Genomic DNA, 25,632 nt, shown 5'->3' on the forward strand with positions numbered 1-25,632 from the left:
GCCAGCCTTATCGTCCTCCATTTCTTATTCCCCCTACTCATGCCCGTCGCCCGCCCGTTCAATTTTCAGCAGTGGATCGACGACCACCGCCACCTGCTGAAGCCGCCCGTAGGCAATCAGCAGGTGTTCAAGGACAACAAAGACTTTATTGTGATGGTAGTGGGCGGCCCCAACGCCCGCAAAGACTACCACGTGGACGAGGGCGAAGAGCTGTTTCTGCAGTTGGAAGGCGATATGGTGGTGAAGATTATCGAAGACGGCCAGCCGGTGGACATCGAGATAAAAGCCGGCAGCATGTTCCTGCTGCCCGGCGGCGTGCCCCACTCGCCCCGGCGGCCGGCTGGCTCGGTGGGCCTGGTGCTGGAGCGCTACCGCACGGCCGGAGAGCTCGACGGCTTCCAGTGGCACTGCGAAAACTGCGGCCACAAGCTCCACGAAGAGTACGTCGAAATCACCGACATCGTGGCCCAGCTGCCGCCCATCATGGACCGTTTCTGGGCCTCCAATGCCCTGCGTACCTGCACCGTGTGCGGAACCTATATGGAAGCGCCGGCTACCGCGCCGTAGTCCGTACGCCCTGGCCGGCTTGCCGCACCCGCGTAAAACCGGTAGCCGCAGTATGCCATAATCCTGCGGGCGGGCGGCTAGGCGGGCGGGGCGAAAGGGTGGTATCTTTGCCTTGATGACGACGTTTGAACCCACCCTCGCTTTCGCCCGCCAACTCGACGCCCAGGACCCGTTGCGCGACTTCCGCCAACAATTCCTGATTCCGCCCGGCCCCGACGGGCAGGGCGAGTGCCTGTATTTCTGCGGCAACTCGCTGGGCCTGCAGCCGCGCACGGCTCGTGCCGCCGCCGAAGTGCAGTTTGAAAACTGGCAGAACCTGGCCGTAGAAGGTCACTTCAAGGGCGATTCGCCTTGGCTGCCCTTCCACGAGCGGCTACAGGGCCCCTCGGCCCGCATTGTGGGTGCCAAGCCCCAGGAGGTAGTGGTGATGAACAACCTGAGCACCAACCTGCACCTGCTGCTCATCAGCTTCTACCAGCCCACCGCCACCCGCTACAAGGTGCTTATGGAGGGCGGCGCCTTCCCCTCCGATCAGTACGCGCTGGAAACCCAGGTGAAGCTGCGCGGCTTCGCGCCCGACGATGCCATTGTGGAGCTGCAACCCCGCGCCGGCGAGCACACGCTGCGCACCGAAGACATTGAGGCCAAGATTGCGGAGCTGGGCGATTCGCTCTGCACCATCATCATGGGTGGCATCAACTACTACACCGGCCAGGTGTTCGACATGGAAGCCATTACCCGCGCCGGGCACGCCGTGGGGGCCATGGTGGGCTTCGACCTGGCCCACGCGGCCGGCAACGTGCCCCTGCAACTGCACGACTGGGACGTGGACTTTGCCTGCTGGTGCTCCTACAAATACCTCAACTCGGGCCCTGGCGGGGTAGCCGGGGCCTACGTACACGAGCGGTTTGCCGACCAGCCCGAGCTGCTGCGCCTGGCCGGCTGGTGGGGCCACGATGAGAAGGAGCGCTTCCAGATGAAAAAGGGCTTCAAGCCCATGCATGGCGCGGCCGGCTGGCAGCTGTCCAACGGTACCATTCTGTCGCTGGCCGTGCACGAGGCCGCCCTCAAAATCCACGACGAGGCGGGTGGCATGACCGCGCTGCGCCGCAAAAGCGAGCTGCTGACGGGCTACCTGGAGTTTTTCATCCGGCGCCTGGGTCTGGGTGCCGACCGGCTCGAAATTATCACGCCCCAGGACCCCGCCCAGCGCGGCTGCCAGCTTTCGTTGCTGGTACACCAGGGCGGGCGCGACCTGTTTGAGCACCTGATGGCCGTGGGCGTTATCGGCGACTGGCGCGAGCCCAACGTCATCCGGCTGGCTCCTACTCCGCTCTACAACACCTTCGAGGATGTTTTCCGGGTAGGCGAGGTGCTTACCGAATGGGCGAAATAAGCTGTTAGTACTCAGTTGTTGGTTGTCATTTTAGTTAGGTATATACCAGACTGCGCACCATCAACACCTGACAACCAACAACCGACAACTAACAACTAGGTACTACAACATGGCAGAGGATTTCCTGGCGAAAATGGGTCGTAAAACGGTGGCCGAGCTGCACGAGTACGTGGAGCAGCGCTACCAGTACCGCGAGGAGGCCGTGCTGGCCGCCCTGGCGGAGCTGGAGCGGCGCGGCCAGCCCGCGCCCAACGCCGAGGCCCTGACGACCGAACTACGCGCTGGCCAGGAACACACGGAGCGCCGCGAAGCTGAGGTACGCGCCGAGGCCGCCGAACAGGCCCAGGCCCGCCGCATATCGCGGGGCGAAGCCCCGCCCGAGGCCGCCGAAGCCACCGGGCCCAAGCTGTTTTCGTTGGGTGCTATTACCATTTTCTCGGTGCTGTTCAGCATGATTGCCGGGGGCGTGATGCTGGTACTGAACCTGCGGGCCCTGCAGCGCAAGCGCGCAGCCCTGCTCGTAATTGCTTTTGTAGTGGCCTATGTGTTTGGCGGCGGCTACCTGGTGCTATGGCTGAAAAGCCTGTACGGCGAGCAAGTAAACTGGATGGGCTCGTTCTTTAACCTGCCGGCTATTCTGGTGTACAACCTGTTTTTTTGGCCCCGCTACATCGGGCGGCAGCCTTACCGTAGCCGTTCCTGGGTGGCTCCGCTGCTTGTCTGCGGACTGTTGCTGCTGGTGCTGTACTACCTGTTTGCCCAGATGCAGGGCGCTATACCCGCCGGAATGCCCGGCACGCTATAGACTCGACCCCAACATGGCCCTGACGCTGCTGCCCCTGCCCGCTGCCGAAGTGCTGCTCGACCCCGCTTTTCTGGACCCGGCCGAGGCAGCAGCTCTGCTGGCCGGGCTAACGGCCACCGTAGCCTGGCAGCAGCAGCCCATCCGGCTGTTTGGCAAAGATGTGATGCAGCCCCGCCTGACGGCCTGGTACGGTACCCCCGAGGCCACCTACACCTATTCGGGCCTGCGCCTGGAGCCGCTGCCGTGGCTGCCGACCCTGCAGCGGCTGCGGGCGCGGGTAGAGGAAGCGGCCGGAACCCGCTTCAATAGTGTGCTGCTCAACCTCTACCGCTCGGGCCAGGATAGCATGGGGTACCACGCCGACAACGAGCCTGAGCTGGGACCCGCGCCCGTTATTGCCTCCCTCACGCTGGGCGCCACCCGCACCTTCCGCCTAAAGCCCCGCCCCGGCGTACCGGCTCAAGCGCTTAGCCTGCCCCTTACTGCCGGTACCCTGCTGTTGATGCGCGGCACCACCCAGCAAAACTGGCTGCACGCACTGCCCAAAACAGCCCGCCCCGTTGGCCCGCGCCTAAATCTCACGTTCCGGCTGGTAATGGGCCGCTAACGGGCAGTGGCCGGGCAATGCGGTAATCCGTCTCTTCTCACAATAAAAAACGCCCCCGCAACAATTGTTGCGGGGGCGTTTACATAGCGGTTGCCTGCTTCTTACTTCACGTCCAGCTGCAGTCCCAGGTACAGCAGGCGGCCAATCTGCGGGCCGCCATACACCTGAATGTTATTGGCATTGAAGATATTGGAACCACCACCCTGGAGCGTGAGCCCCATTTTGGCGAAGTTGTAGCCCAGGTAGGCATCGGTTACGCTGTAGTCGGCGAGCTGGCCCACTGCGAAGGGGGTGCCGTACTCGTGGCCCTGCGCCCAGCGGTAGTTGAGGGCGTAGCTCAGGTTGCTGATGACGGTGCCGCTGGCGCCTACATTGTACTTATGCTTGGGCGTATTGAAATAGGTCTGGAAGTCAGCGTCCTGTCCGTCGGTACCGTCCTGCACGTTCAGCGTGTAGTTGGCGGCCAGCTTCAGGGCGGGCGCGAAAGCGTAGGTCAGGCCCAGGGCTGCGCCCTGGGTGTTCACTTCCTGGTTGGCATTGGTCCACACCTGCAGGATGCGGCTGCCTGCTGCCCCAAACGAGGCCGGGCGGCTGCCATCGGGGTTGCCGTTGAAGCGCTGGGCCCCGATGAAGTCGTTGTAGGAGTTGCGGTAGTAGTTCACGTCTACGGCCAGCTTGTCGCTAATGGCTCCTTTGTAGCCTACTTCGTAGGTGCTCAGGCGCTCGAGCTTCAGCGAGGCAACGTCAATAGCCAATGGTCCGGCAGCGCCCACTCGGGTCAGGCTGTAGCCCTGGAAACCATTGTCCACGTTGCCCAACAGCAGCAGCTGCCCCACATCGAGCCGAATGTACTGGTCGAGCTGCGTGGGCGAGCGGAAGGCGCGGCCGAAGCTGGCCCGGAAGTTATGCTGGCGCGTAGCCCCTGCCGAATATACCACCGAAGCCCGGGGCGAGAAAGCCGGATCGAAGTTCTTGAAAGCATCGACCCGACCAGCCAACGCCACATTCAACCGCTCGTCGAGCAGCTTCTTGGTAAACTGGGCGTAGCCACCAAATTCGCTGTTTTGAATCCGGTCTTCAATGTCGCTGAACAGGTTGCCGTTGGAGCCCAGACGGAATTTGCGGTAGGCTGCGCCCACAATCAGGTCGGCCGTTTCGGCCAGCCGGAAGTTGTACTGTGCGTTGCCTTCGTTGAGCAGCGAGCTGGGATTGAGCCGCGCTCCGCGGCCGGGCGTTGCGTCGCTGATGATCTGGCTGCGCAGGTTGCGGAATTCGGCCGAGTTAGGGTCGAGCTGGAAAGCGCCCCCGTTCACCAGCGAAAAAGCCGTCTGCTGGGCCTGCTCATTGGTCTGGCCCTTGCCACGCGAAGTAGCATACTCGTTCAGATAGGCACCAAAATAGCGCTGGGCATACGTGGTACCACTGCCGGTAGCAATGGGCGAGTTCTGGATAAACGAACCCAGCAGGTTCAGATCGTAGGAGTTGCCCCCGAAATCCTGCACCGACTGACCGCGCACGAACCAGCGGCTACCCTTTATTTCGCCGTGGTACTGGTTGGTACCGAAGTCCTTGAACCGGTAACGGCTGGAGCTCTGGTAGCTGGCCGTGCCGCGGCTGTAGCTGCCGCCTACGGTTACTTTAATGGTATTGGTAAGCAGGTACGAAAACGACGGCTGCACTTTCAGTGACTTGGCCCGCTCGTCGGTTCCTACCAGGGTTTGCTCGGCAAAACCAGGCATGAACAGCGTTTTACCGCGCAAATCGGCAATCGGATAGCTATCCGGCACCCGGAAGGCCACGTCGCCGTAGTTGTTCACCGCATCGTACCCCAGCGTCGAGCCTTGGTCATTGTTGCGGTTTTCTACCCGCCGGTCGGTAGCCGAGTAGTTATTGGCCAGCCAGTCGTCGGCCGTCAGATAGGCGCCCGTAACCTTGAAGGCGAACTTCTGGCCGATACGCTTGGCGTAGCGCAGCTGGCCATCGAAAAGCTCACGCCCGCCGCCGCGTACCCGCAGCGTCAGGCCTTCAGTTACGAAGGGGTCTTTCGAGTTCTGGATCAGTACGCCGTTGAAGGCGTTGGCACCGTACAGGGCCGAAGCCGGACCGTGGATGATTTCGATGCTTTCCGTGTCGATTTCGGGCATGCCCTGGAGGTTGCCCGAGTTGATGTTGAGCGACGGCGACTGGGTGTCGAAATAGTCAGTCAGCTGAATCAGGCGCTCCGATTTGGGCGAGTTGAAGCCCCGGGTGCTGAGCGAGTTCATCAGCATGCTCGTGCCGTTCACGTCAATGCCTTTGAACTGGTTCAGGCCTACCTGTACATCGGGCGGAGGCAGGCGCAATACCTGCTCCGAGGTCACCTTTTCCACCGTTACGGGAGCCTGCAGAATGTTTTCCTCTTTCCGCGAAGCCGAAGCAATTACTTCCGCCGCCTGAATGGGGTTGGGCTTGAGCGTCACCTTGATACCGTTGTCGGGCTTGCTCAGCGTCAACTCCTGGGTTACGTAGCCCACAAACGACACACTCAGCACTACCGGACCGTTGCTAAAATCGGTACGCAGCTCAAAGCCACCGTCGCGGCTGGTACTCGTACCGATAAAGGTACCCTTGATAAAGATAGTTGCTCCGGGCAGCGGCTGTCCGGCATCCGTTAACACCGACCCGGTTACGGGTACTGCTTCCTGGGCCCAGCTGGTCAGGCTTTGCCCCATCAGGAGTAGCAACAAAAGCAGTAAATAGTAAGGTTTTTGCATATAAAAAGAGAAAGTGAAAAGACACAAAAAAGCCCCTTCTGCCAGAAGGGGCTGCAAATATATAGTAGGCGTGCCGAATAACCTACCTATAAGTAATTGATTGCGACAAGGTTGAGCTCTGCGAATTGGTATTTATATGCGTTTTTTTTATGCGGAAAGAATATGACAGGCCCAAAGCTAGTAGCACACATCGGTTGGCCCGTACAGCCACAGGCAATCCTCGGCTCCCACTACGTAATAGCCGATACGTACCGTCTTACCAATGTCTTTCGGGGCAGCCAGCAGCCGCTCCCGAGCCGGCTGCCGCGTCAGATTGCAGACAAACGCGAGCCGCACTAAACGCTGCCGCTGCCGGGCCCGACGATGACGAGCGTATTTCGGCTGAATTTCGCATAAAACTAAAGTGGGAGCAGGTATCATCGGAGTGCAGTGTGTATTCAACTACTTCTATTTATAATGCAAAGTACGGTGGGTATCAGGTGAGCGGATTTAGAAAAAAGCCCCGCCGGGGAACTTTGTCGCTCAACACTCAAAATTACTCGACCAACGTCCCGAGTATTTAGTGCTTTGCGCCCCTATACCAGCGCAATAGAGTACCTTCGGGGCCTTGTTCCGCTTTTCCTGCCTACCCTTTTGCTCATGCTTCCTTCTTCCCCTGCCAACCCGCAACTACCGGCCGAAACCCTCACTGTAATGGGCGCGGGGCTGGTGGGCTGTTTGCTGGCACTGTATCTGGCCCGGCATGGCCACTCGGTAGAAGTATTTGAGCGCCGGCCCGACATCCGGGGCGAGGCCAAAGTAGAGGCCCGCTCCATCAACCTGGCCCTCTCCGACCGGGGCTGGCGGGCCCTGGAGGGCGTTGGCATTGCCGAGGAGGTGCGCGAAGTGGCCATTGCCATGCGCGGCCGCATGATGCACGGCGTAGATGGACAGCTCACGTTTCAGAAGTACGGGCAGGATGGACAGGCCATCTACTCGGTGTCGCGGGCGGGCCTGAACCGGCGGATGCTGGACCTGGTAGAACAACAGCCGGGTATTCGGGTGCAGTTTGAGCAGCATTGCCAGCGGGTAGACCTACGCCGGAGCCAACTGGAAATGCGCGACGAAACCACCGGCCAGACCCGCACCCAGCCCTATCAGCGCCTGTTCGGATCTGATGGGGCTTACTCGGCCGTGCGCGGGGCCATGCAGCGCACCGACCGGTTCAACTACTCGCAGCAGTACCTCGATTACGGCTACAAGGAGCTCAGCATTGCGGCGGGGCCCGACGGCAGCTGGCCCATCGAGAAGCACGCGCTGCATATCTGGCCCCGGGGCCAGTACATGATGATTGCGCTGCCCAACCTCGACGGCTCGTTCAACTGCACCCTGTTTTTCCCTTACGAGGGGGCCAACTCGTTTGCGGCCCTGCAGACCCCGGCCCAGGTACGCACCTTTTTTGCCGAGCATTTCGCCGACGCGCTGCCGCTGATGCCGGACCTGGAAACGGAGTTCTTCGCCAACCCCACCAGCTCGCTTGTTACCGTACGCTGCTTTCCGTGGAGCTACAACGACGACGTGCTACTGCTCGGTGATGCCTCGCACGCCATTGTGCCCTTCTACGGTCAGGGCATGAACTCGGGCTTCGAAGACTGCGCCGTGCTGGCTGAGCTGCTGGAGGAACACGGCTCCGACTGGACAAACATTATGCGCCGGTTTGAAGCCATGCGCAAGCCCAATACCGATGCCATGGCCGACCTGGCCGTGTACAATTTCTATGAAATGCGCGACCGGGTGGCCGACCCGCGCTTCCTGCTCCAGAAAAAGATTGAGGGCAAATTAGCTGCTCAGTACCCGGCGCAATGGCAGCCCCTCTACTCGCAGGTTACGTTTTCGCAGCTGCCCTATGCCGAGGCCTTGGCCAACGGGCAGGCACAGGAACAGGTAATGCAGCGACTGATGCCGCACATCCAGTCCGAGGCCGATTATGAGCGGCCCGAGGTGCAGGCATTGGTAGCCGCCGAAATGGCCCGCCGTAGCTAACGCCACTGGCATGGTCTGGCTTGGCCGATTAATCCAAAAAGGTTAGCTTAGCCAGCTCACTACTACGCTGCGCCCCCAGATAAGTCGCTCCCTCTAAGGAGCAGCTCCGATGGCGCGAATTGGCGGCGGCAGTCCGGCTTTCTTCACCCTTATTCCTACGCTACCATGCCTACTATCCTCACCTGTGCGATTATCGATGATGAAGAAATAAACCGGCTGACGCTGGAACACTATATTTCGCTCACCAGCTCCCTGCAACTGGTTGAGTCGATGGACGACGCGCTGCAGGGCCTGAACTACTTCCGGGCCGGCAACCGCGTAGATGTGCTGTTTCTGGATGTGCAGATGCCCCAGCTCAACGGCCTCGACCTGCTGCGCATTCTGCCCGACCCGCCCATCGTCATTCTCACTACGGCCCACGAAGACTTTGCCGTTGATGCCTTCGATCTGCGCGTAACCGATTACCTGGTAAAGCCCTTCGATTATGCCCGCTTCAGCCGGGCGGTGCAACGGGCCCTGCTGCAACACGAAACGCCGGCCGCCGCTGCGGTACCGGCCCCACCCTTAGCCGCTCCCGATAACGACCTGTTCGTGAAAGTGAACAGTAAAATGGTGCGCATCAACTTCGACGACGTGCTGTACATTGAGGCCCTGTCGGATTATGTGGTCATCGTTACCGAGAAGCAGAAGTACATTGTGTACACCACCATGAAGTCGCTGGATGCGCGCCTGCCCTTCGAGCATTTCGTACGCGTACACCGCTCCTACATTCTCAACCTAAAGCGCATCGAGGCTATCGAAGATGGTGCGGCCGTGGTACCAGGTGGCCAGCACGTACCCATCGGCAAATCCTACCAGGAGGCCTTTTTCGGCAAGCTGAACCGGATATAAATTGAGCAAAGTACATGGGGCGTAGGGAGTGGGCCGGTATGATCGGCCCACTCCCTACGCCCCACTCTTATTCAACCCGCACCGCACCGAGCTGCTCGACGGCACTGGTGAGCGTTTCGGCCAGCGCAAAAGTGGCGTTCAGCAGCGTCTCGGAGTCGGGCAGCGCATTGTCGGTGGGCCGCGAGAGAGGTTCGAGCAGGGCAATGGCCTCCTCGGTGCTACTGATGCCCAGCAGCTGCAACGAGGGGCGCAGCTTATGAGCCAGTGCGCCCACACTAGGCCAGTCGGCGGCGGCAGCGGCTTCGCGCAGTTGGCTTACCACCAGCGGTGTGTGCGTGCGGAACGAGCCGATGATTTTCTGCATAAAAATGCTGCTGCCGTGGGCCGTATGGCGCAGCCGGGTGAGGTCGAACAGAGGTGAAGCGGCCCCGGGCAGTACCGCTGCCTCCGGCTCGGCTGCGGCTACAGGTAGGGGCAGCGCCGGCTGCATTTCCAGAACGGCAACTGCCACGGGCCGCAGGTTGGCTTCAAGCTTATGAAACAGATCTTCTTCTTCGAACGGTTTCGACAGATAATCGAGGCCGGCGGTGCGATATACAGCAGCGTCGGAACGCATAACGTTGGCCGTAAGGGCAATAATTGGTGTTTCGGCGCGGGCCGGGTCGGGGTTTCGGCGCAGCTCCTGGGTTACATCCAGGCCACTCATACCAGGCATCTGAATGTCCATCAGCACCACATCGTACAAGCGGGCTTCGAGCTGCTGCAGAGCCTCGGGGCCGTCGGAGGCTACGTGTGCTTCCACGGCCCAGTCCTCCAGCATCAGCAGGGCCAGTTGCTGGTTCACGGGGTGGTCTTCGACGAGTAGTACCCGCCGGCCCCGGAGCCGACTATAGTCGGGCAAGGGCCGGGGCGCGGGGGCTGAGGCCAGCCTGGCCGCCTTGGGCAGTGTGAGCGTGAAATAGAATGTGCTGCCCTGCCCTTCGGCGCTTTCCACCCACATGCGGCCACCCAGCTGTTCTACCAACCGCCGGCTGATGGTGAGGCCAAGGCCCGTGCCCCCAAAGCGCCGTGAAATGTCGGCGTAGGCCTGGGCAAAGTTTTCGAAGATGCTTTGCTGCTTGTCGGCCGCAATGCCGATGCCGGTGTCGCGGACGCAGAACTCCAGGGCCAGCTCCTTATCGGTTTCGTGCAGCAGGCGCCCCCCCAGCTCCACGCTGCCCTGGTGCGTGAACTTGAGGGCGTTGCTGAGCAGGTTGAGCAGGATCTGATTGAGCCGGCCGGGGTCGCCTATTACCAGCGAATGGACCAGGTCAAGGGGCTGTATCCGGAAGTCAAGCCCCTTTTCCTCGGCCCGGTACGCCAGGGTCTGCACGGCCTCCTTTACCGACTGGCAGATATCGAACGGCACCCGCTCCAACTCCAGCTGGCCGGCCTCCATCTTGGCCACATCGAGCACGTCGTTGATGACGGTGAGCAGGTGACGACCCGAGCTGCGCAGAATCCGGAGATGCTCCTGTTGGGTTTCGTTGAGCGGCGTTTTGGCCAGCAGCCCGGCCATGCCCAGAATGCCGTTGATGGGCGTACGGATTTCGTGGCTCATGTTGGCCAGAAAGTTCTCCTTGGCCTGGGCCGTGTTTTCGGCCTCTTCCTTGGCCCTGATCAACTCCTTTTCGGCCAGCAGGCGCTCGGTTATTTCCTGGCCGTAGGCAATTACATAGGGCTCCTCCCCGGGCTCTTCCACCCGGTAGTTGTCGTAAATGAGGTGGTGGAGCCGGCCGTCGGGGCCACTGAGGGTAAGCAGGCCCGTCAGCTGCTGCTGCTCGTGGGCCAGCAGCAGGTACTTTCCCAGTTCCTCATGGAAGCCTTGGTCGAGAATTTCGCGCAGCGAGCGGCCTACCAGCCGTTCGGGCGCGGCGCCTACCAGTTGAGCCGCGGCCGGGTTCACCGACAGAATCCGGCCCGACAGGTCGTGGGTGCAGATCAGGGCCTGGGAGTACTGCATCAGGTCGCGGTACTGCTTGGTGCTTTTCTCCAGGGTCTGGCGGGCATTTTTCATCTCCGTGATGTCGGTGCTCACCCCCAGCACGTTCACGCTGCCATCGGCCCGCACCAGCGGACGCTTCACGGTTTGCAGCCACATGGTTTTGCCGTTGCGCAGCGTAAAGGTGTTTTCCTGCACCACCTCCTCTCCCGTGCGCAGCACAAACTCATCGGAGGCAACAAACTCCTCCAGCTCCCGGGCAGCCATACTGCCGGGCTCCGGGTCGCGGCGGTGGCTGCTGAGTTCGAGCAGTTCATTGAAGGTGCGGTTGCTGAACAGCACATTGGCCCCGCCATCGGTGGCCCAGATAGCGCTGGGCGTGGTATCGACCACGGCCCGGATGAACGCCTGGTTTTCGCGTAGCTCGGCTTCGCGCTGGCGCAGCAGCTCTTCGGCGTTGTAGCGGTCGGTTATATCAATGCCATAGCCAATTACCATGCGCAGTTCGCCGGCCGGCGTAAATACCGGGGCCATGTGGCGCAGGGCCAGCCGCGGGCCGTCGGGACCGGTCAGGTGCTCTTCCCAGGCCAACGTAGTGCGCTGGCTCACTACCTGCTCGAACTGCTGGCGGCGGTGCCGGGCCTGTTTGTCGGAGCGCTGGCGGTAGGTGGCGTACTCAAAATCGTCGTGCCCGATAATCCAGCGGCGCAGCTCGTTGTTGCGGATGGCGGCCGGGTTAACGAACTGGTAGCGGTGACGGGCGTCAAACACGGCCACATCGGCGGGCAGCTGGTTGAGCACGGTTTCGTAGAACTCCTGCTGCTCGGCCAGGCGCTTTTCGGCTTCCTTAAGCGGAGTGATGTCGGTCAGGTAGAGGTTGGCGTACTGGTCTTCGGGGAAGGGCGTGATGGCCAGCTGAAAGCAGCGCGGTCCGAAGTTCACTTCCAGCTGCACCAGTTCCTGCGTGCCGAGGGCCCGGCAGGCGGCCGCGTACAGCTGCCCGGCCAGCGCCGGCTCGGCCTCAGGCTGCAGGTATTCGAGGCGTAGCGCCTCGGCCGCCGGGTTGCTGTACAGCAGCCGGCCATCGGCGTGCAGCCGCAAAATCAGGTTGGGGTCCTGGCCCGGAATGCGCGAGAGCGAGTGCAGGTACTGCTCGGCCCGGCGCGCCTGCGTTACGTCGCGAAACGAGAGCAGGTAGCCGGCTGCCACCAGCTCGTCGGGGCCGCTGAGGGGCACAAAATCCATTTCGAGCACCGTGCCGTCGGCCAGCTCCAAATCCTGGCCCAGCACCCGTTGGTTGGCCTGGCGCAGGGTATCGAGGCGCTGGCGGGCCAGCTCGGGCCGAGCAGCGTGGGCCTGCAGCGACTCCAGCAGCGGCTCTACCGGGCAGTCGAGCTGGCCCAGCGGCAGGGCTTCGCTGATGCCAAACAGGTCGCAGAATTCCTGGTTAAGCAACGCAACTGTCCCGTTCTGGTGGGCCACCAATACGGCCACGCGCAGGTTTTGGGTCAGGCGCGTAATGCTGTCGGTGAGCCGGCCAACGGTGCGCTGCGTGGAGGCCAGGTGGCGGCGCAGGCCGGCTACCTGGCCTTCGGCTACCTGTCGGAGCCGGCGTTCCTGGGCCAGTTCGGCGGCCAGGCTTTCGGGGGTAGGAGCAGAAACAGGAGTAGCAGCCATGGCACGGATAATCAGCCCCCGAAGATACATTGGATTTGCAACCGGCCCCGGGGCCGGGCCGCCAAAGCAGCCGACCGGTGGCTGCTGCTGCTGCTACCGCTTACCGAAACAGGTACGGTACATGTAGCCCGACTCGGTTTTTCCGGCCGCCGTTACGCGCACTTTCACAAAGTAGGCACTCACTGTATCCATCACCTGCACTTCGCTGCCGGCCGCTAGGGTCGTTAGCTGCTTGGAGGTCTTGGTCATGCCGTCGTAGAGAATGCACTCGACTACCGATGTATGGGCTACCGGGGCGGCATCGGGGCGGCGCGAGCGGGAGTCGTCGCGCGAGGAGCTGCAGGAGGCAGAAAGCAGGGCCAGAGCGCCCAGATAGAGTACAGTTTTCTTCATGGGTAGTAAATCAGGAAACGACATTTTCGACAAAAGATAACCACAATTATGGTCGCCGGGCAACTTCGGGCGTTTATAATCTTACTGCCCTACCCCGCACGGCCGCACTGCCTGGCGGGAACGTCTGGGTGGCTGGGGCTGTTGTTTACCTGTACCGGTGCGCGGCCTTAATAGCGCCCGCAGATGGTTTTTTCATCGCCTTCTTCTCTTCTATGAATCGTATATCCCGCTTTCTGCTCCGCCCATTGGCCTACTCTGTACTGGGCCTGAGCTTGCTGCTGGGCGCCACCAGCTGCACCACGGCCGCCCGCGTGGGCGTCACCTCCGACTACGACCACTCCGTCAACTTCCGGGCCTACCGCACCTGGGCCTGGTATCCGCAGCAGCGCACCGACACAGAAGGTGGCCCGGCACAGGGCTACGAGTCGTTTCTGGACAAGCGCATTCGCTCGGCCGTGGAGCAGCAGCTCGGCGCCAAAGGCATGACAATGGTAGAGGCCACGGCCACGCCCGATGTGTACGTAGCCTACAGTGCCCGCGTCGAGGACAAGCAGCGAGCCGTTGGTTCGCCGTATGCCCCCTATGGCAACCCCTATTACGGGTATGGCTACGGCTATGGCAGCCTCTACAACCGGGGCTACGTAACCGAATATAAAGCCGGCACGCTCATTCTGGATTTCGTGGATGCCAGCCGCAAAGAGCTGGCGTGGCGCGGCCAGGGCCAGGCCCAGGTCGATAACCAGACTATTTCAGAGGTCGAGGTTCAGCGCATCGTCACCAGCATTCTGGGCAACTATCCGCCCCAGGATGGCCGGCCTACCAGCTCGCAGGCCTACCGCGAGTAAGCGGCCTAATTCAAACGCAAAAATCCCCGTCAGCGAATCTGACGGGGATTTTTGCGTTTGAATAGCGGTGCCACAGTGCTTTTGGGGGGAAAATCAGACGACCTTTTCGGACAGTAGTGGCGGCGCTGCCGCCGGGCCGGCAACCGCAACGGGGCGCAGACCCAGCACGGTTGCCGCCTGCGCGTGGTCGAGGGCACCTTCATGGTGGGCCAGAAAGATGGTGGCCACGCCGTTGCCGATGAAGTTGGTAATGGAGCGGGCCTCCGACATAAACCTGTCTACGCCCAGCAGCAGCGCCAGGCCCTCGACCGGAATAACCTTAAGCGCGGTGAGCGTGCTGGCCAGCACCACAAAGCCGCTGCCCGTTACGCCGGCCGCGCCCTTGCTTGTCACCATCAGAATGCCCACCATCGTCAGCAGCTGCATTACCGATAGCTCGACGTGGAATACCTGAGCCAGGAAAATAGTAGCCAGCGAGAGGTAAATAGTCGTGCCATCGAGATTGAAGGAGTAGCCGGTGGGCACTACCAGCCCCACCACCGGCCGGGCGCAGCCCATGCCCACCAACTTCTCCATGAGCCCCGGCAAACCGGCCTCCGATGAGGACGTGCCCAACACAATAAGCAGCTCGGCCCGGATATAACGCAGAAAGGCCCACAGGCTTATCCCGCAGTAGCGCATAATGGACCCCAGCACGACAAAAATGAACAGGGCCATGGTCAGATATACCGTTATCATCAGCTTGCCCAGCGGCAGCAGCGTACTCAGGCCATATTTGCCAATGGTAAAGGCCATGCCCCCAAATGCGCCGACCGGGGCCAGCAGCATCACCCAGTGCAGCCCCCTAAACACATAAGTTGAGGCCATTTTCAGCCGGTCGATGAGGGGCTGACGGCCCGCGTACCGGCTTAGCAGTATGCCCAGCACAATAGCAATCAGCAGTACCTGCAGCGTGAGGTTGTCGGCCAGAAAGTGGCTCCACGAGAAGTCGGCAGCCCGTTCGGTGTACTCGCCTACTTTGGCCGCCGCCGGGCTGCCAGCCATGGCCACGCCGTCGCCGGGACGTACCAGGGCCGCCACGCCCACACCAATAAGCAGGGCCAGCGTGGTTATTACCTCAAAATACAGCAGGGCCTTGCCCCCAATGCGCCCCACCTTTTTAAGGTCGCCCATGGAGCTGATGCCCACCGTAATGGTGAGGAAGATGATGGGATTGATAAACAGCTTGACCACATCAATGAAGTGCCGGCCCAGCGGCTCCATCTGCACGGCCACGGCGGGCCGGAAGTGGCCAAGCAGCACTCCGGCCACAATGGAAAACAGTACCCAGAACGTGAGGTTGCGGGAGAGTCTACGAATGGTCATAGCAGAAGTCAGTGGCCGTATAGAAGGAGTTCAAAGTTGTCCGATTCTGCTTTATGACCATTCCGACCGGCCACTCTCTTGGCGCGTGTGGACGCTTAACGAAAAAGGCAGTATGCTGAGCTTGCCGAAGCATCTCTACCGCTTCATCGTGGCACAAGGCTCGGTAGAGATGCTTCGACAAGCTCAGCCTGACTGTTCTGATAGCTTCAAAGCACCTTCCGTCAGTTGCCCATATACCCTAGCAGCTACCGCCGAAATCACCTTCCTTACCAGCTCTCAAAAAAAAGACCTTTCCGCAATCCGGAAAGGTCTTTTTTTTGAAATAAGCCTTTTGACAGCTCTGAAGCGGGTCACGTGGCCATTGCCGCCGCCTAGATAGGCACGTTCACGTGGCGCTCGGCGTGGTAGCTGGAGCGCACCAGCGGGCCGCTTTCTACATACTTAAGGCCCCGACGCAGGCCCTCCTCGCGGTAGTGAGCAAACAGGTCGGGGTGGATAAACTCGGCCACCTCGATATGGCGCTTGGTGGGCTGCAGGTACTGGCCCAGCGTGAGGATATCGAGGCCGTGGGCCACGAGGTCGTCCATGGCCTTGTACATCTCGTCCTTGGTTTCGCCCAGGCCCAGCATAATGCCCGACTTGGTGCGCTTGCCGGCCTGCTTGGTCCGCTGAATTTGCTCCAGGCTCCGGTCGTACTTGCCCTGGGGGCGCACGAGGCGGTAGAGGCTGCCCACGGTTTCCATGTTGTGCGACACCACTTCCTGGCCGCCGGCAATCATGGTATCGAGGGCGGCCCAGTTGGCCTTCACGTCCGGAATGAGGGTTTCGATGGTGGTAGTGGGGCTGAGCTGCTTGGTTTGCACCACAGTTTCGTACCACACGCTGGCCCCGCGGTCCTTCAGCTCGTCGCGGTTCACGCTGGTAAGCACGGCGTGCTTCACGCCCATCAGCTGAATGGCCTCGGCCACGCGGCGGGGCTCGTCCAGATCAAGTTCGGAAGGCCGGCCGGTAGCCACGGCGCAGAACGAGCACGAGCGGGTGCAGATGTTGCCCAGAATCATAAACGTGGCCGTACCCGCGCCCCAGCACTCGCCCATGTTGGGGCAGTTGCCGCTTTCGCAGATGGTGTGCAGCTTGTGCTCGTCGACGAGGCGGCGCACGTTGGCATAAGCCGGTCCTACCGGCAGCTTCACGCGCAGCCAGTCGGGCTTGCGGGCCTTGGCAGGGGCGGCCGCTTCGGGCTGAATAATGGGCAGAGTCAGCAACAAATCATCCATGGCACAAAGGTACGAGGAATGGGGATGAGGATAAGGCTTGAATGATAAAAGCATAAGGGATAAAAGACCGGGTTGTTTTGGCCTTTCTCCCTTATGCTTTTGTCATAACCCGCTAAGCGGGGCGTTTAGTGCCGGCTGCCTATGTAAACCGTCAGGTACACCGAAGGCAGAAAACGGTCGTTGATGGCGCTGTCTTCCGTGAGCTGGTTGCGGATAATGACCGGGGTTTTGGCATACGCCTCCGCCAGCACGCCCACCTCAACGCCGGTTACCGCGTCGCGGTAACGGCCGAATTCAAAACTGAGCGCCCCGCGTATGTGGGCTCCCACCAGGGGCTTGGTTTCGCCAATGCCGGCGAACAGCGGGGCACGGTCCAGAATAGCGCCACCCGGGCCCGTGTGCCTAGCCGGGTCGTACTGCTCGGCCCGCACATCGAGCGGACCGCCGTTGGGGTCCTGGTAGTTGTAGTTGATGTAATAAGGCATCAGCAGGCCAATAGATGGCCCGCCGCCCAGCAGGCCGTTTACCTGCACGCCTGCGTCGGGCGCTTTGCGGAACAGCACGCGCTGCAGGCCTACGCTGGGCCGGGCCACAAAAAAGTAGTTGCTTTTGCCCGGCACAATGGTTCCCGTTATGCCAACTGTCCGGTTCGATATAGTTGCCTTCTCCTCCTTCGGGTGCTTCACCTCTACCAGCTCCAGGCTCCAGAATCGGGCCCAGTCCTGGTTGATCAGGCGGGTGGAGCGCACGGCCACACCGCCCAGCAGGCCGCCGCGGGTGTTGAAGTTTACGCCGTACGTGAATTCTTTGCTGTAGGAAGCCTGGTCGTTGCTGATGCTGGGCTTGGCCGCATTACCGGCTTTCGGCTTACGCTGCGCCTGCGCCTGTGGAGCAGCCAGCAGGGCCAGCAGCAACGTGCTGCCCAAGCAGGCAACTGTGCGTACGGGTCGGGAATACATAGAGAGTCGGTTGAAAAACGACGGGGCCGGCTGCCGCTGGCTGCCAACCCCTCCGAAAGTACGTAAATTAGCCCGCATACTTCGTCTGTTTACCTGTTTCTTATGAGCACTATTTCTGCCCGCTACGCCGGCCAGCTGCGCACCGAAGCCACGCACACCGCCTCGGGCAACACTATTCTGACCGATGCCCCCACTGATAACCAGGGAAGAGGCGAAGCGTTTTCGCCTACCGACCTGGTATGCTCGGCCCTCGGCTCGTGCATGATGACCATTATGGGCATCGTAGCCGAGCGGCATAGCCTCGACCTAAGCAGTGCCAGCTGGGACACCACCAAGCACATGCTCAGCGACCCACGCCGCATCGGGCAGATTGACCTGACGTTCCGGCTGCCGGCGTCGCTGCCCGAAAAGGAGCGTACCCTGCTGGAGCGGGCCGCCAAAACCTGCCCGGTAGCCCTCAGCCTGAACCCCGAGATAAAGCAGCAGGTTCAGTTCGAGTATAGCGCTTAATAGTCACCTTGTTTCGGAACGGATTGCTAAGAACGCTGTAGGGGCGGGGCTTGTCCCCGCCCGCCGTTGAACCGTGAATTGAACAGCGGACATATGCCCGCAGTATATTATTCTGGCGGCGGGCGGGGACAAGCCTCGCCCCTACAGCATGCTGCGCAGCTACTAAATGGCCTGCTTCACGTCGCTCAGGCGGATGCCGTTGTGCGAGGCGTGGTAGGTGCATGCGCCGTCCTGGATCAGCAGCAGCTGCGGCGACTCGTGCTGCACCTTAAACTGCTGAGCCAGTTCCTGCGAAATGGGGCGGTAGTTAAGCAGATCGAGGTAGTATAGCTTGGCGTTTTCGAGGCCGGCATCAGCCCACTGCCGCTCAATCTTGCTCTTGGCCATGGCGCTGATGGAGCAGGTGGTGCTGTGCTTGAACACGATAACCGGCTGTTCAGCTGATTCGCGGACGATTTCGGAGAGTTGCTCGGCTTGGGTAAGGGGTTGCCAGGGAGTCATAGGGGATGGTGAAGGAGAACTGGGAAAGAATGGGTACTACTGTACCGGAGCCGCGTTGGGCTTCTTACGACGAAGACGCAAATGCATCTTCGATGGTTCGCTTACGCGGGGTGTGCCGTCGCGGCTGAACTTGTAGTCGGGCTGCCCGGTCGGGGGCGGCAGCGTGGCCAGGCGGCCGGCAGCCTGCATCCGCAGCTCCTTTTTGCTCACGGCCAGGTGCGACTCTTTGTAGCGCGCCTCTACTTTGCGGGCATCGCGCAGCGCCTTCCGGCTGGCCGCCCGCTGGCTGGCCGGGCTGCTCGACTCCAGCTGTGCCTGCGCCCCGGTGGCCGACAAAGCCAGCAGCAAGGCACCAATAAACAGATAACGCATAGTTTTCAGATGATAAGAAGTAAGCAGATAATCCAGACTGCAGGGCGGTAAGTACTACGGAAAGCTACACATTATGTAGTACTTACCGCAGCCAGGAGGCGTACATGTACGGGTGGGCAGCCGGCGGAATCACTCAGAAAGGCATGGTAATGCCCAGGAACCGGCGGCGCTCATGTCGGGGCTTTAGCCGCCGGTTTTCGTGCTTGGGCTTTTTCACCAGTCCCTGTTTGTCGAGGCGGTTTTTCGGCATTTTCACGGCCTCGCGCTCTACATCCAGCACCCGCCCGTCGGCCGACTCGTTGCCGGGGGTGCGGTTGCGTTTGACCTTGGCCTGCGGCGGGCCTTTAGGGTCGGGAATACGGTAGGGGTGGCGCTGGCAGGCCGGGGCGGCCAGCAGCAGCGCGGCCACTAGCATCATACTCAGCCACCGGCCGCTGTTACAGATACACTTCATGCTGTCAGTAAATCAGTAGCTGCGCATTTTCTCTACCGCTTCGCGCAGGCGCTGGCGGGGCAGGAAATCTTGCTCCAGCGTGGGCGCGAAGGGCACGGCCGTATCGAGCGAGGCCACCCGCATAATGGGCGCATCGAGGCTACGGAAGCAATTTTCAGCCACCCAGGCGCCAATTTCACCGCCCAAACCGCCAATCAGCGTGTCTTCGTGCAGCAAAATGAGGCGGCCGGTTTTCTCCACGGTGCGGCGCACGGCCTGCTCGTCCCAGGGCAGCAGGGTACGCAGGTCCAGCACGTCGCAGTCGAGGTTCAGTTCCTCGGCCAGCGCCAGGGCCCAGTGCACGCCGGCCCCGTAGGTTACAATGCTCAGCTCGTGGCCTTCGCGGGCCAGCGCGGCCTTGCCAATGGGCGTGGTATAATATGCATCGGGCACTGGGGCCGAGATGCTGCGGTACAACAGCTTGTGCTCGAAAAACAGCACCGGGTTGGGGTCGGCCAGCGCGGCGCAGAGCAGGCCCTTGGCATCGTAGGGGTTGCTCGGGAACACCACTTTCAGGCCCGGCGTGTGGGTAAACCAGGCCTCGTTGCTCTGGCTGTGGAATGGCCCGGCGGCCGAGCCGGCCCCCGTGGGCATGCGCACTACCACGTCGGCGTTTTGGCCCCAGCGGTAATGGCTTTTTGCCAGGTTGTTGATGATCTGGTTGAAGCCGCAGGTCACGAAATCGGCGAACTGCATCTCCACCATGGCCTTTTTGCCCCGGATGCTCAGCCCCAGGCCCGCGCCCACAATGGCCGACTCGCAGAGCGGCGTGTTGCGCACCCGGCCCTTGCCGAACTGCTTCACGAAGCCGTCGGTAATCTTGAACACGCCGCCATATTCGGCAATGTCCTGGCCCATTAGCACCAGCTCCGGATACCGCTCCATGCTCTGCCGCAGCCCGTCGGAAATGGCATCGATGTAGCGTTTCTCCGAAGAAGCTAGAAGTGAGGAGCTAGAAGCTAGAATATTGTCATCTTGACCTTCGCTTCCTTGCGGCCGCTCGTCTGAGCTATCTGCCATTCTAGCTTCTAGCTCCTCGCTCCTATCTTCCGCCAAAGGCGCGTACATATCGGCCAGCTCGCGGGCGGCGTCGGGGGTCGGGGCGGGGGCGGCATCGGCTTCCTTGAGGCCTTCCTCGATTTCGCGCTTGATGGTTTCGCGGTAGCGCATGCGGGCCTCCTCGTCGAGGATGCCTTCCTGGAGCAGCCACTTTTCGTAGTTCTCTACCGGGTCTTTGGCGGCCCATTCGGTGAACAGCTCCTGGGGCACGTACTTGGTGCCGCTGGCCTCCTCGTGGCCGCGCATCCGGAACGTAAGGGCCTCCAGCAGCACCGGGCGCGGGTTTTGGCGCAGGTCTTCGGCGAGGCGCTTCACCGTGTCGTACACTTCGAGCACGTTGTTGCCATCCACCTGCACGGCTTCCATGCCGTAAGCCGGGCCTTTATCCACGAAGTAGCGGAAGCGGAACTGCTCGTTGGAAGGCGTACTGAGGCCGTAGCCGTTGTTTTCGATGATGAAGATGACCGGCAGCTGCCACACGGCGGCCACGTTCAGGGCCTCGTGGAAGTCACCCTCCGAGGCGCCACCGTCGCCGCTGTAGGTTACAGTTACACGGGGTTTCTCGTCGAGCACATCGGCCAGGGCAATGCCGCCGGCCACGGCCAGCTGGGGCCCGAGGTGCGAAATCATGCCCACAATGTGGTGCTCGTTGGTGCCGAAATGAAAGCTTCGGTCGCGGCCCTTGGTAAAGCCGGTGGTCTTGCCCTGCCACTGCCCAAACAGGCGGCCCAGCGGTACATCACGGCCCGTAAACACGCCCAGGTTGCGGTGCAGGGGCAGAATGTACTCATCGGGTTCCAGCGCCAGCGTGCTGCCCACCGAAATAGCCTCCTGCCCGATGCCCGAAAACCACTTGCTGACCTTGCCCTGGCGCAGCAGAATCAGCATTTTCTCCTCAATCAGCCGGGGCTTGAGCAGGTGATGATATAAGTGCAGCAGGGTATCGTTGGAGTAATCCTTGCGGTCGAATTGCATAGCGTAGAGGCCAGTGACGGGTGGGGGAAGCCAAAAGTACGGGTTTGGGTTGGAAGGAAAATAGTTAGAGCTGGTTTGTGCAATCTGCCTGCCTTCCGCATCTACCTTTGGGGTCGTATTTCCCGCCCTCACTATTTATATGGTTCGACTATTACCTCTCGGATTTCTGTTCTCAATCCCAATTACCGCCCTGGCTCAGCAGCCCGATACGGTAAGGCTGTCGAATGTAGGTGTTAATGATTCAGTCTTACGAGTTAAGATCTACTGCCCCCTTGAGATTATAATCACCGCCTACACTAACACCCTCTCTCCCTTCCTCCCCCTCCAGGAGCAGCTCCGGCAGGTGGCCGGGGTGCAGGCCACGCCCTACTCGGGCGCGCCGGGGGCCCAAGTGGCAGTCCGGATTCGGGGGGCGGCCAGCCTCTCGGGCAACGCGCAGCCACTGTACGTGGTGGATGAGGTGCCCGTATTTCAGCACACAATGGAGCTGGACTCGAACCCGCTGCTCAGCATCCCTACGCAGGACATTGAAAGCGTGCAGGTGCTCAAGGGGGCCTACGAAACCGCACTGTACGGCTCGCAGGCAGTTAATGGGGTTATCCGCATTACCACCCGCCGGGGTCAGGCGGGCAAGCCGCGCCTGAGCTACGAAGGCTACGGCGGCGTGCAGCGCACCCGCTACCGCTACGACCTGCTGAATGCCCAGGAGTTTGCCACCCTCGCCAACGAAGTAACCCAGCGCTACGGTCAGCCCGCGCGCTTTTCACCCGCCCAGGTGGCCGCTTTCGGCCAGGGCACCGACTGGCAGGCCGAGCTGTTGCGTACGGCCGCCGTGCAGCAGCATCACCTGGGTTTGCAGGGCGGCACGGCCCGCACCCGCTACTATGCCGGGGCCGATTACCTGGGCCAGAACGGGGTGCTGCTGAACTCGCGCCTGCAACGTTACGCCCTACGGGCGGCCATCAACCAGCGGGTGGGCCAGCATCTGCACCTCGATGCTACGGCCAGCCTCAGCCAGACCAATGAGCGCCGGCCCTCGCCCGCTACGATGCAGATTGGCCTGCTGGCCCCGCCCACCCAGTCGCCAACCGACCCGCCGGGCTCGCCGCTGGAATTCGCGCCCATACGGGTGGCCCAGGAAAATTACCAGACGCCGACACAACGCCGATTGCTGGCCCAAACCGGCCTCCGCTACGAGTTCAGCAACGGCCTGACCCTGGGCCTGCGCGGCGGCTTGGAACGCGCCACGTTGCGCAGCAGTTCGTTTCGGCAAGCTGCTGGCAGCTACCAAGGGGGCCTGGCTAACGACTTGACTGCCACCCACCGCCGTGGGTGCTCACACCATCGGTACGTTACGCCCGCAGTTTCGGCGACCAGCGGCACGTGGTGGCGGCCGGGCTGGAATACCAGCATCAGGCGCGCTCCACAACCGAGGAAATTCGTTCATATGTGCTCATCCAGCCACAGTTTTCGGGCAATACCAGCAACAGCGCCAGCGGTGCGGTTGCTTTCTATCAACTGACCACTGACTATACCTTCGCCCGGCGCTACCAGCTGCGCGGCACGCTCCGGCGCGATGCATCGAGCAGCTTTGCAGAAACCGACCGCCAGCAGTGGTTGCCGGGCGCGCAGGCGGTGTGGCAGATATCAGAAGAGGACTTCTGGACGCCTACCAACCACTCGCTGAAGGTGTGGGCAGGGTGGGGCCGTACGTCGGGCCGCGGGCTGATTGGCCGTAATTTCGCGGAGCTTATAGCCCCCTCAAGTACCAATTTAACGCAGCGCATCAACGTGCTCACGCCCGATGTCACTACGCAAACTGATGCGGGAATAGAAGCTGGTTTGTTCGACCAGAAACTGACTGTAACGCTGCAGGGCTACGCCCGCGACACCCGCCATCAGCAGTATTTCTCGTCCGGCAGCAAAGAGTTGGCTCGCATCCGCAACAAAGGGCTGGAGCTTTCGGTGGGCATCAACTGGCAGGCAGGGGCTGTGCAGGGCAGCAGCCGGCTGGCAGCGGCTGTCAACCGCAACCGTTACCAGTCGGAGTTTCCGGCCGTTTATCCCAGCGCCTACCAGCGGGCAAGCGACGGGCAGCCCGTAAGCACGTTTTACGGGCTGCGCTATTTGGGCACCGATGCGGCCACCGGCCAGCCCCGGTTTGAGGATGCGAACGGCGACGGAAGAGTTGATTATTTCGACCAGCAGCCCCTCGGCAGCGGTTTGCCCCGGCAGCTACTCAGCTTCGGCCAGCAGCTTGCGCTGGGCCGTTTCGCGTTGCAGCTGCAGGCCGATGGCATGTTTGGCTACTCGGTGCTGAACACCGTGGGGCTGACGCTGGACGCCCCCAACGGCGGGCGCAGCAACGCATCGGGCCGGGTGCGCAACCGCTGGACGCCCGCTAACCCCAACACCAACGTTCCCGCCGCCGGCGCACCCGGCTTCTACGGCGCGGCTAATCTGTTAGATTATTTGCTGCAATCGGGCAACCACGTGCGCCTCTCGGCCCTCAGCCTCAGCTACAAAGTATGGGAAAGGGATGCCCGGAGCGTGAGCCTGTGGCTGGGTGGCCACAACCTACTGGTGCTGAGCGGCTACCGGGGCTTCGACCCCAACATCAGCTCCGCCGGCTCCGACAACCGGCAGGCCGGCATCGATGCCAGCACCTACCCTATCGCCCAAACCCTGCTGCTGGGCCTCCGGGCCACGTTATAGCCGCGGTGCACCCGAAACTTCTGTTTCGGGCGGCCGGTTAGTAGCACAAGCAGGGCCTTACCTTGTGCGCTGTTGAACGGTTGTAGCGCGAAGCTCCAGCTTCGCAGCGCGTTGGATTACCAATGGCGCGCCGTCAGCAACGACCCGCGAAGCTGGAGCTTCGCGCTACTTTTCTCCCTATGATTCAGTTCGAAGAATTTACCCTCGATAACGGCCTGCGCTGCATCGTGCACGAAGACCACACCACGCCGCTGGCCGTGCTTAATGTGCTGTACAACGTGGGCTCACGCGACGAAACGCCCGACCAGACCGGCTTCGCTCACCTGTTCGAGCACCTGATGTTCTCGGGCTCCGTCAACATCCCCAGCTACGACGAGCCGCTGCAGCTGGTGGGCGGCGAGAATAACGCCTTCACCTCGCCCGACATCACCAACTACTACCTCACGCTGCCCGCCGCCAACCTCGAAACCGGCTTCTGGCTCGAATCGGACCGGATGCTGAACCTGGCCTTTTCGGATAATGGGCTGGAGGTGCAGCGCAAGGTGGTGGTCGAGGAATTCAAACAGAACTACCTCAACCAACCCTACGGCGACGTGTGGCTGAAGCTGCGGCCTTTGGCTTACCAGCATCACCCCTACCAGTGGGCCACCATCGGCAAGGAAATCAGCCACATCGAAGAAGCCACGATGGCGCAGGTGCGGGCCTTTTTTGCCAAGCACTACGCCCCCGCCAACGCCATTTTGGTCGTGGCCGGCGACGTAACCGTGGCCGAAGCCCGGCGGCTGGCCGAGAAGTGGTTCGGCCCCATTGCCGGCGGCGCCCCCTACGAGCGGCAGCTGCCCGCCGAGCCCCGGCAGGAGGAAGCCCGCTTCCTCGAAATAAAGGCCGAAGTACCGCTGTCGGCGCTTTACAAGGTGTACCATATGCCCGGCCGGGGCGAAGACGGGTACTACCCCGCCGATTTGCTGTCCGACGTGCTGGGCCGGGGCAAATCGAGCCGACTGTACCAACGGCTGGTGAAGGAGCAGGAGCTGTTCAACTCGCTTTCGGCTTCCGTGATGGGCTCGATGGAGCCAGGTCTGCTCGTCATCAGCGGCAAACTCAACGCCGATATCACGCTGGAGCAGGCCGACATGGCCGTGGAGGCCGTAGTGGCCGAGCTCCTGACCACCCAGGTACCAACCGAAGAGCTGGAAAAGGTAAAAAACCAGGCCGAAGTAAGTATTGTGTTCAGCGAAATTGAACTACTGAACCGGGCCATGAGCCTGGCCTTTAGCAAGCTGCTGGGCGATGCCAACCTGGTAAACGAGGAAAGCGCCAAAATACAGGCCGTAACGCCCGCCCAGGTGCAGGACGCCGCCCGCGAGGTACTGCGCCCCGAAAACTGCAGCACGTTGTACTACCGCGCCACGCCCATTGCCGAGCCGGTGCTGGTAGAAGTGGCGAACAGCGTGAATTAGGCCTGTCTG

The 25,632-nt window shown here is 61.5% G+C and carries 21 protein-coding genes; 11 read left to right on the top strand and 10 right to left on the bottom strand.

Translation table 11 applies throughout. The features are described from left to right. Positions 1 to 39: 39 nt before the first annotated feature. The 4 genes from HW554_RS10320 to HW554_RS10335 all read left to right on the top strand — a co-directional run bounded on the left by HW554_RS10320 (position 40) and on the right by HW554_RS10335 (position 3,375). The gene (locus tag HW554_RS10320; protein ID WP_176908508.1) at positions 40 to 567 is read left to right on the top strand and encodes a 3-hydroxyanthranilate 3,4-dioxygenase; all 528 of its coding nucleotides are present in this window, start codon (positions 40 to 42) and stop codon (positions 565 to 567) included. Between the two features lie 115 nt (positions 568 to 682). Further along, positions 683 to 1,963: a kynureninase gene (gene kynU / locus HW554_RS10325; protein WP_176908509.1), complete on the top strand. Its 1,281-nt coding sequence runs from the start codon at positions 683 to 685 to the stop codon at positions 1,961 to 1,963. A 109-nt stretch (positions 1,964 to 2,072) separates the two neighbouring features. Beyond that, entirely contained in the window at positions 2,073 to 2,768 is a 696-nt protein-coding gene (locus HW554_RS10330; protein WP_176908510.1) for a hypothetical protein, read from the top strand. A gap of 13 nt (positions 2,769 to 2,781) precedes the next feature. Continuing rightward, positions 2,782 to 3,375 carry an alpha-ketoglutarate-dependent dioxygenase AlkB family protein gene (locus HW554_RS10335; protein WP_176908511.1) on the top strand — a complete coding sequence of 198 codons (594 nt, stop codon included), beginning with the start codon at positions 2,782 to 2,784 and terminating at the stop codon, positions 3,373 to 3,375. A 101-nt stretch (positions 3,376 to 3,476) separates the two neighbouring features. Here the strand turns inward: HW554_RS10335 and HW554_RS10340 are convergent, their stop codons facing one another. Beyond that, positions 3,477 to 6,128, bottom strand: a complete 2,652-nt coding sequence (locus HW554_RS10340) for a TonB-dependent receptor (RefSeq protein ID WP_176908512.1) — start codon at positions 6,126 to 6,128, stop codon at positions 3,477 to 3,479. A gap of 639 nt (positions 6,129 to 6,767) precedes the next feature. On the opposite strand from HW554_RS10340, the gene HW554_RS10345 reads away from it, so the two are divergent. Then, positions 6,768 to 8,150, top strand: coding sequence for an FAD-dependent oxidoreductase (locus HW554_RS10345; protein ID WP_176908513.1), 1,383 nt, complete (start codon positions 6,768 to 6,770; stop codon positions 8,148 to 8,150). A 165-nt stretch (positions 8,151 to 8,315) separates the two neighbouring features. Continuing rightward, positions 8,316 to 9,041, top strand: a complete 726-nt coding sequence (locus tag HW554_RS10350; protein WP_176908514.1) for a LytR/AlgR family response regulator transcription factor — start codon at positions 8,316 to 8,318, stop codon at positions 9,039 to 9,041. 67 nt (positions 9,042 to 9,108) lie between these two features. Here the strand turns inward: HW554_RS10350 and HW554_RS10355 are convergent, their stop codons facing one another. Further along, a complete protein-coding gene (locus HW554_RS10355) occupies positions 9,109 to 12,699 on the bottom strand; it encodes a PAS domain S-box protein (RefSeq protein ID WP_176908515.1) in 3,591 nt (1,196 codons plus the stop codon). Between the two features lie 93 nt (positions 12,700 to 12,792). Further along, positions 12,793 to 13,092 carry a hypothetical protein gene (locus HW554_RS10360; protein ID WP_176908516.1) on the bottom strand — a complete coding sequence of 100 codons (300 nt, stop codon included), beginning with the start codon at positions 13,090 to 13,092 and terminating at the stop codon, positions 12,793 to 12,795. 212 nt (positions 13,093 to 13,304) lie between these two features. Here HW554_RS10360 and HW554_RS10365 point away from each other — a divergent pair, with 212 nt between their 5' ends. Continuing rightward, complete coding sequence (locus HW554_RS10365) at positions 13,305 to 13,937, top strand: DUF4136 domain-containing protein (RefSeq protein ID WP_176908517.1); 633 nt, start codon at positions 13,305 to 13,307, stop codon at positions 13,935 to 13,937. Between the two features lie 93 nt (positions 13,938 to 14,030). Here the strand turns inward: HW554_RS10365 and HW554_RS10370 are convergent, their stop codons facing one another. The 3 genes from HW554_RS10370 to HW554_RS10380 form a co-directional block, all read right to left on the bottom strand. After that, positions 14,031 to 15,296, bottom strand: coding sequence for a cation:dicarboxylate symporter family transporter (locus HW554_RS10370; protein ID WP_176908572.1), 1,266 nt, complete (start codon positions 15,294 to 15,296; stop codon positions 14,031 to 14,033). A gap of 377 nt (positions 15,297 to 15,673) precedes the next feature. Beyond that, positions 15,674 to 16,567 (bottom strand): lipoyl synthase, encoded by an 894-nt coding sequence (gene lipA, locus HW554_RS10375; protein WP_176908573.1) that lies wholly within the window; start codon positions 16,565 to 16,567, stop codon positions 15,674 to 15,676. A 137-nt stretch (positions 16,568 to 16,704) separates the two neighbouring features. Further along, positions 16,705 to 17,538, bottom strand: a complete 834-nt coding sequence (locus HW554_RS10380) for a hypothetical protein (protein ID WP_176908518.1) — start codon at positions 17,536 to 17,538, stop codon at positions 16,705 to 16,707. A gap of 102 nt (positions 17,539 to 17,640) precedes the next feature. Between HW554_RS10380 and HW554_RS10385 the strand changes: the two genes are divergently transcribed. After that, on the top strand, positions 17,641 to 18,048 hold the full coding sequence (locus HW554_RS10385) for an OsmC family protein (RefSeq protein WP_176908519.1): 408 nt from the start codon (positions 17,641 to 17,643) through the stop codon (positions 18,046 to 18,048). Between the two features lie 162 nt (positions 18,049 to 18,210). Here the strand turns inward: HW554_RS10385 and ytxJ are convergent, their stop codons facing one another. From ytxJ to HW554_RS10405, 4 genes are all read right to left on the bottom strand, one after another. Then, entirely contained in the window at positions 18,211 to 18,549 is a 339-nt protein-coding gene (gene ytxJ, locus HW554_RS10390; protein ID WP_176908520.1) for a bacillithiol system redox-active protein YtxJ, read from the bottom strand. Positions 18,550 to 18,585: 36 nt separating this feature from the next. Then, positions 18,586 to 18,921, bottom strand: a complete 336-nt coding sequence (locus HW554_RS10395; protein WP_176908521.1) for a hypothetical protein — start codon at positions 18,919 to 18,921, stop codon at positions 18,586 to 18,588. Positions 18,922 to 19,054: 133 nt separating this feature from the next. Next, positions 19,055 to 19,375: a hypothetical protein gene (locus HW554_RS10400; protein ID WP_176908522.1), complete on the bottom strand. Its 321-nt coding sequence runs from the start codon at positions 19,373 to 19,375 to the stop codon at positions 19,055 to 19,057. Between the two features lie 12 nt (positions 19,376 to 19,387). Next, positions 19,388 to 21,448: an alpha-ketoacid dehydrogenase subunit alpha/beta gene (locus HW554_RS10405; protein ID WP_176908523.1), complete on the bottom strand. Its 2,061-nt coding sequence runs from the start codon at positions 21,446 to 21,448 to the stop codon at positions 19,388 to 19,390. Positions 21,449 to 21,587: 139 nt separating this feature from the next. On the opposite strand from HW554_RS10405, the gene HW554_RS10410 reads away from it, so the two are divergent. The 3 genes from HW554_RS10410 to HW554_RS10420 all read left to right on the top strand — a co-directional run bounded on the left by HW554_RS10410 (position 21,588) and on the right by HW554_RS10420 (position 25,623). After that, complete coding sequence (locus HW554_RS10410; protein WP_246285187.1) at positions 21,588 to 22,970, top strand: TonB-dependent receptor plug domain-containing protein; 1,383 nt, start codon at positions 21,588 to 21,590, stop codon at positions 22,968 to 22,970. Beyond that, on the top strand, positions 22,898 to 24,163 hold the full coding sequence (locus HW554_RS10415) for a SusC/RagA family TonB-linked outer membrane protein (protein WP_176908525.1): 1,266 nt from the start codon (positions 22,898 to 22,900) through the stop codon (positions 24,161 to 24,163). Before HW554_RS10410 ends, HW554_RS10415 begins: the two co-directional genes overlap by 73 nt. A gap of 179 nt (positions 24,164 to 24,342) precedes the next feature. Then, positions 24,343 to 25,623, top strand: coding sequence for a M16 family metallopeptidase (locus HW554_RS10420; RefSeq protein ID WP_176908526.1), 1,281 nt, complete (start codon positions 24,343 to 24,345; stop codon positions 25,621 to 25,623). Positions 25,624 to 25,632 lie beyond the last annotated feature (9 nt).

The organism is Hymenobacter lapidiphilus (assembly GCF_013377885.1).
In the GTDB taxonomy this organism is placed as follows: domain Bacteria; phylum Bacteroidota; class Bacteroidia; order Cytophagales; family Hymenobacteraceae; genus Hymenobacter; species Hymenobacter lapidiphilus.

Bases quoted from the DNA above. Each gene is read 5' to 3' on its own strand.
- ytxJ (WP_176908520.1), bottom strand. From the start codon at position 18,549: ATGACTCCCTGGCAACCCCTTACCCAAGCCGAGCAACTCTCCGAAATC.
- HW554_RS10365 (WP_176908517.1), top strand. From the start codon at position 13,305: ATGAATCGTATATCCCGCTTTCTGCTCCGCCCATTGGCCTACTCTGTA.
- kynU (WP_176908509.1), top strand. From the start codon at position 683: ATGACGACGTTTGAACCCACCCTCGCTTTCGCCCGCCAACTCGACGCC.
- HW554_RS10345 (WP_176908513.1), top strand. From the start codon at position 6,768: ATGCTTCCTTCTTCCCCTGCCAACCCGCAACTACCGGCCGAAACCCTC.
- HW554_RS10400 (WP_176908522.1), bottom strand. From the start codon at position 19,375: ATGAAGTGTATCTGTAACAGCGGCCGGTGGCTGAGTATGATGCTAGTG.
- HW554_RS10340 (WP_176908512.1), bottom strand. From the start codon at position 6,128: ATGCAAAAACCTTACTATTTACTGCTTTTGTTGCTACTCCTGATGGGG.
- HW554_RS10410 (WP_246285187.1), top strand. From the start codon at position 21,588: ATGGTTCGACTATTACCTCTCGGATTTCTGTTCTCAATCCCAATTACC.
- HW554_RS10405 (WP_176908523.1), bottom strand. From the start codon at position 21,448: ATGCAATTCGACCGCAAGGATTACTCCAACGATACCCTGCTGCACTTA.
- HW554_RS10335 (WP_176908511.1), top strand. From the start codon at position 2,782: ATGGCCCTGACGCTGCTGCCCCTGCCCGCTGCCGAAGTGCTGCTCGAC.
- HW554_RS10330 (WP_176908510.1), top strand. From the start codon at position 2,073: ATGGCAGAGGATTTCCTGGCGAAAATGGGTCGTAAAACGGTGGCCGAG.
- HW554_RS10385 (WP_176908519.1), top strand. From the start codon at position 17,641: ATGAGCACTATTTCTGCCCGCTACGCCGGCCAGCTGCGCACCGAAGCC.
- HW554_RS10350 (WP_176908514.1), top strand. From the start codon at position 8,316: ATGCCTACTATCCTCACCTGTGCGATTATCGATGATGAAGAAATAAAC.
- HW554_RS10320 (WP_176908508.1), top strand. From the start codon at position 40: ATGCCCGTCGCCCGCCCGTTCAATTTTCAGCAGTGGATCGACGACCAC.
- HW554_RS10395 (WP_176908521.1), bottom strand. From the start codon at position 18,921: ATGCGTTATCTGTTTATTGGTGCCTTGCTGCTGGCTTTGTCGGCCACC.
- HW554_RS10420 (WP_176908526.1), top strand. From the start codon at position 24,343: ATGATTCAGTTCGAAGAATTTACCCTCGATAACGGCCTGCGCTGCATC.
- HW554_RS10380 (WP_176908518.1), bottom strand. From the start codon at position 17,538: ATGTATTCCCGACCCGTACGCACAGTTGCCTGCTTGGGCAGCACGTTG.
- HW554_RS10360 (WP_176908516.1), bottom strand. From the start codon at position 13,092: ATGAAGAAAACTGTACTCTATCTGGGCGCTCTGGCCCTGCTTTCTGCC.
- HW554_RS10355 (WP_176908515.1), bottom strand. From the start codon at position 12,699: ATGGCTGCTACTCCTGTTTCTGCTCCTACCCCCGAAAGCCTGGCCGCC.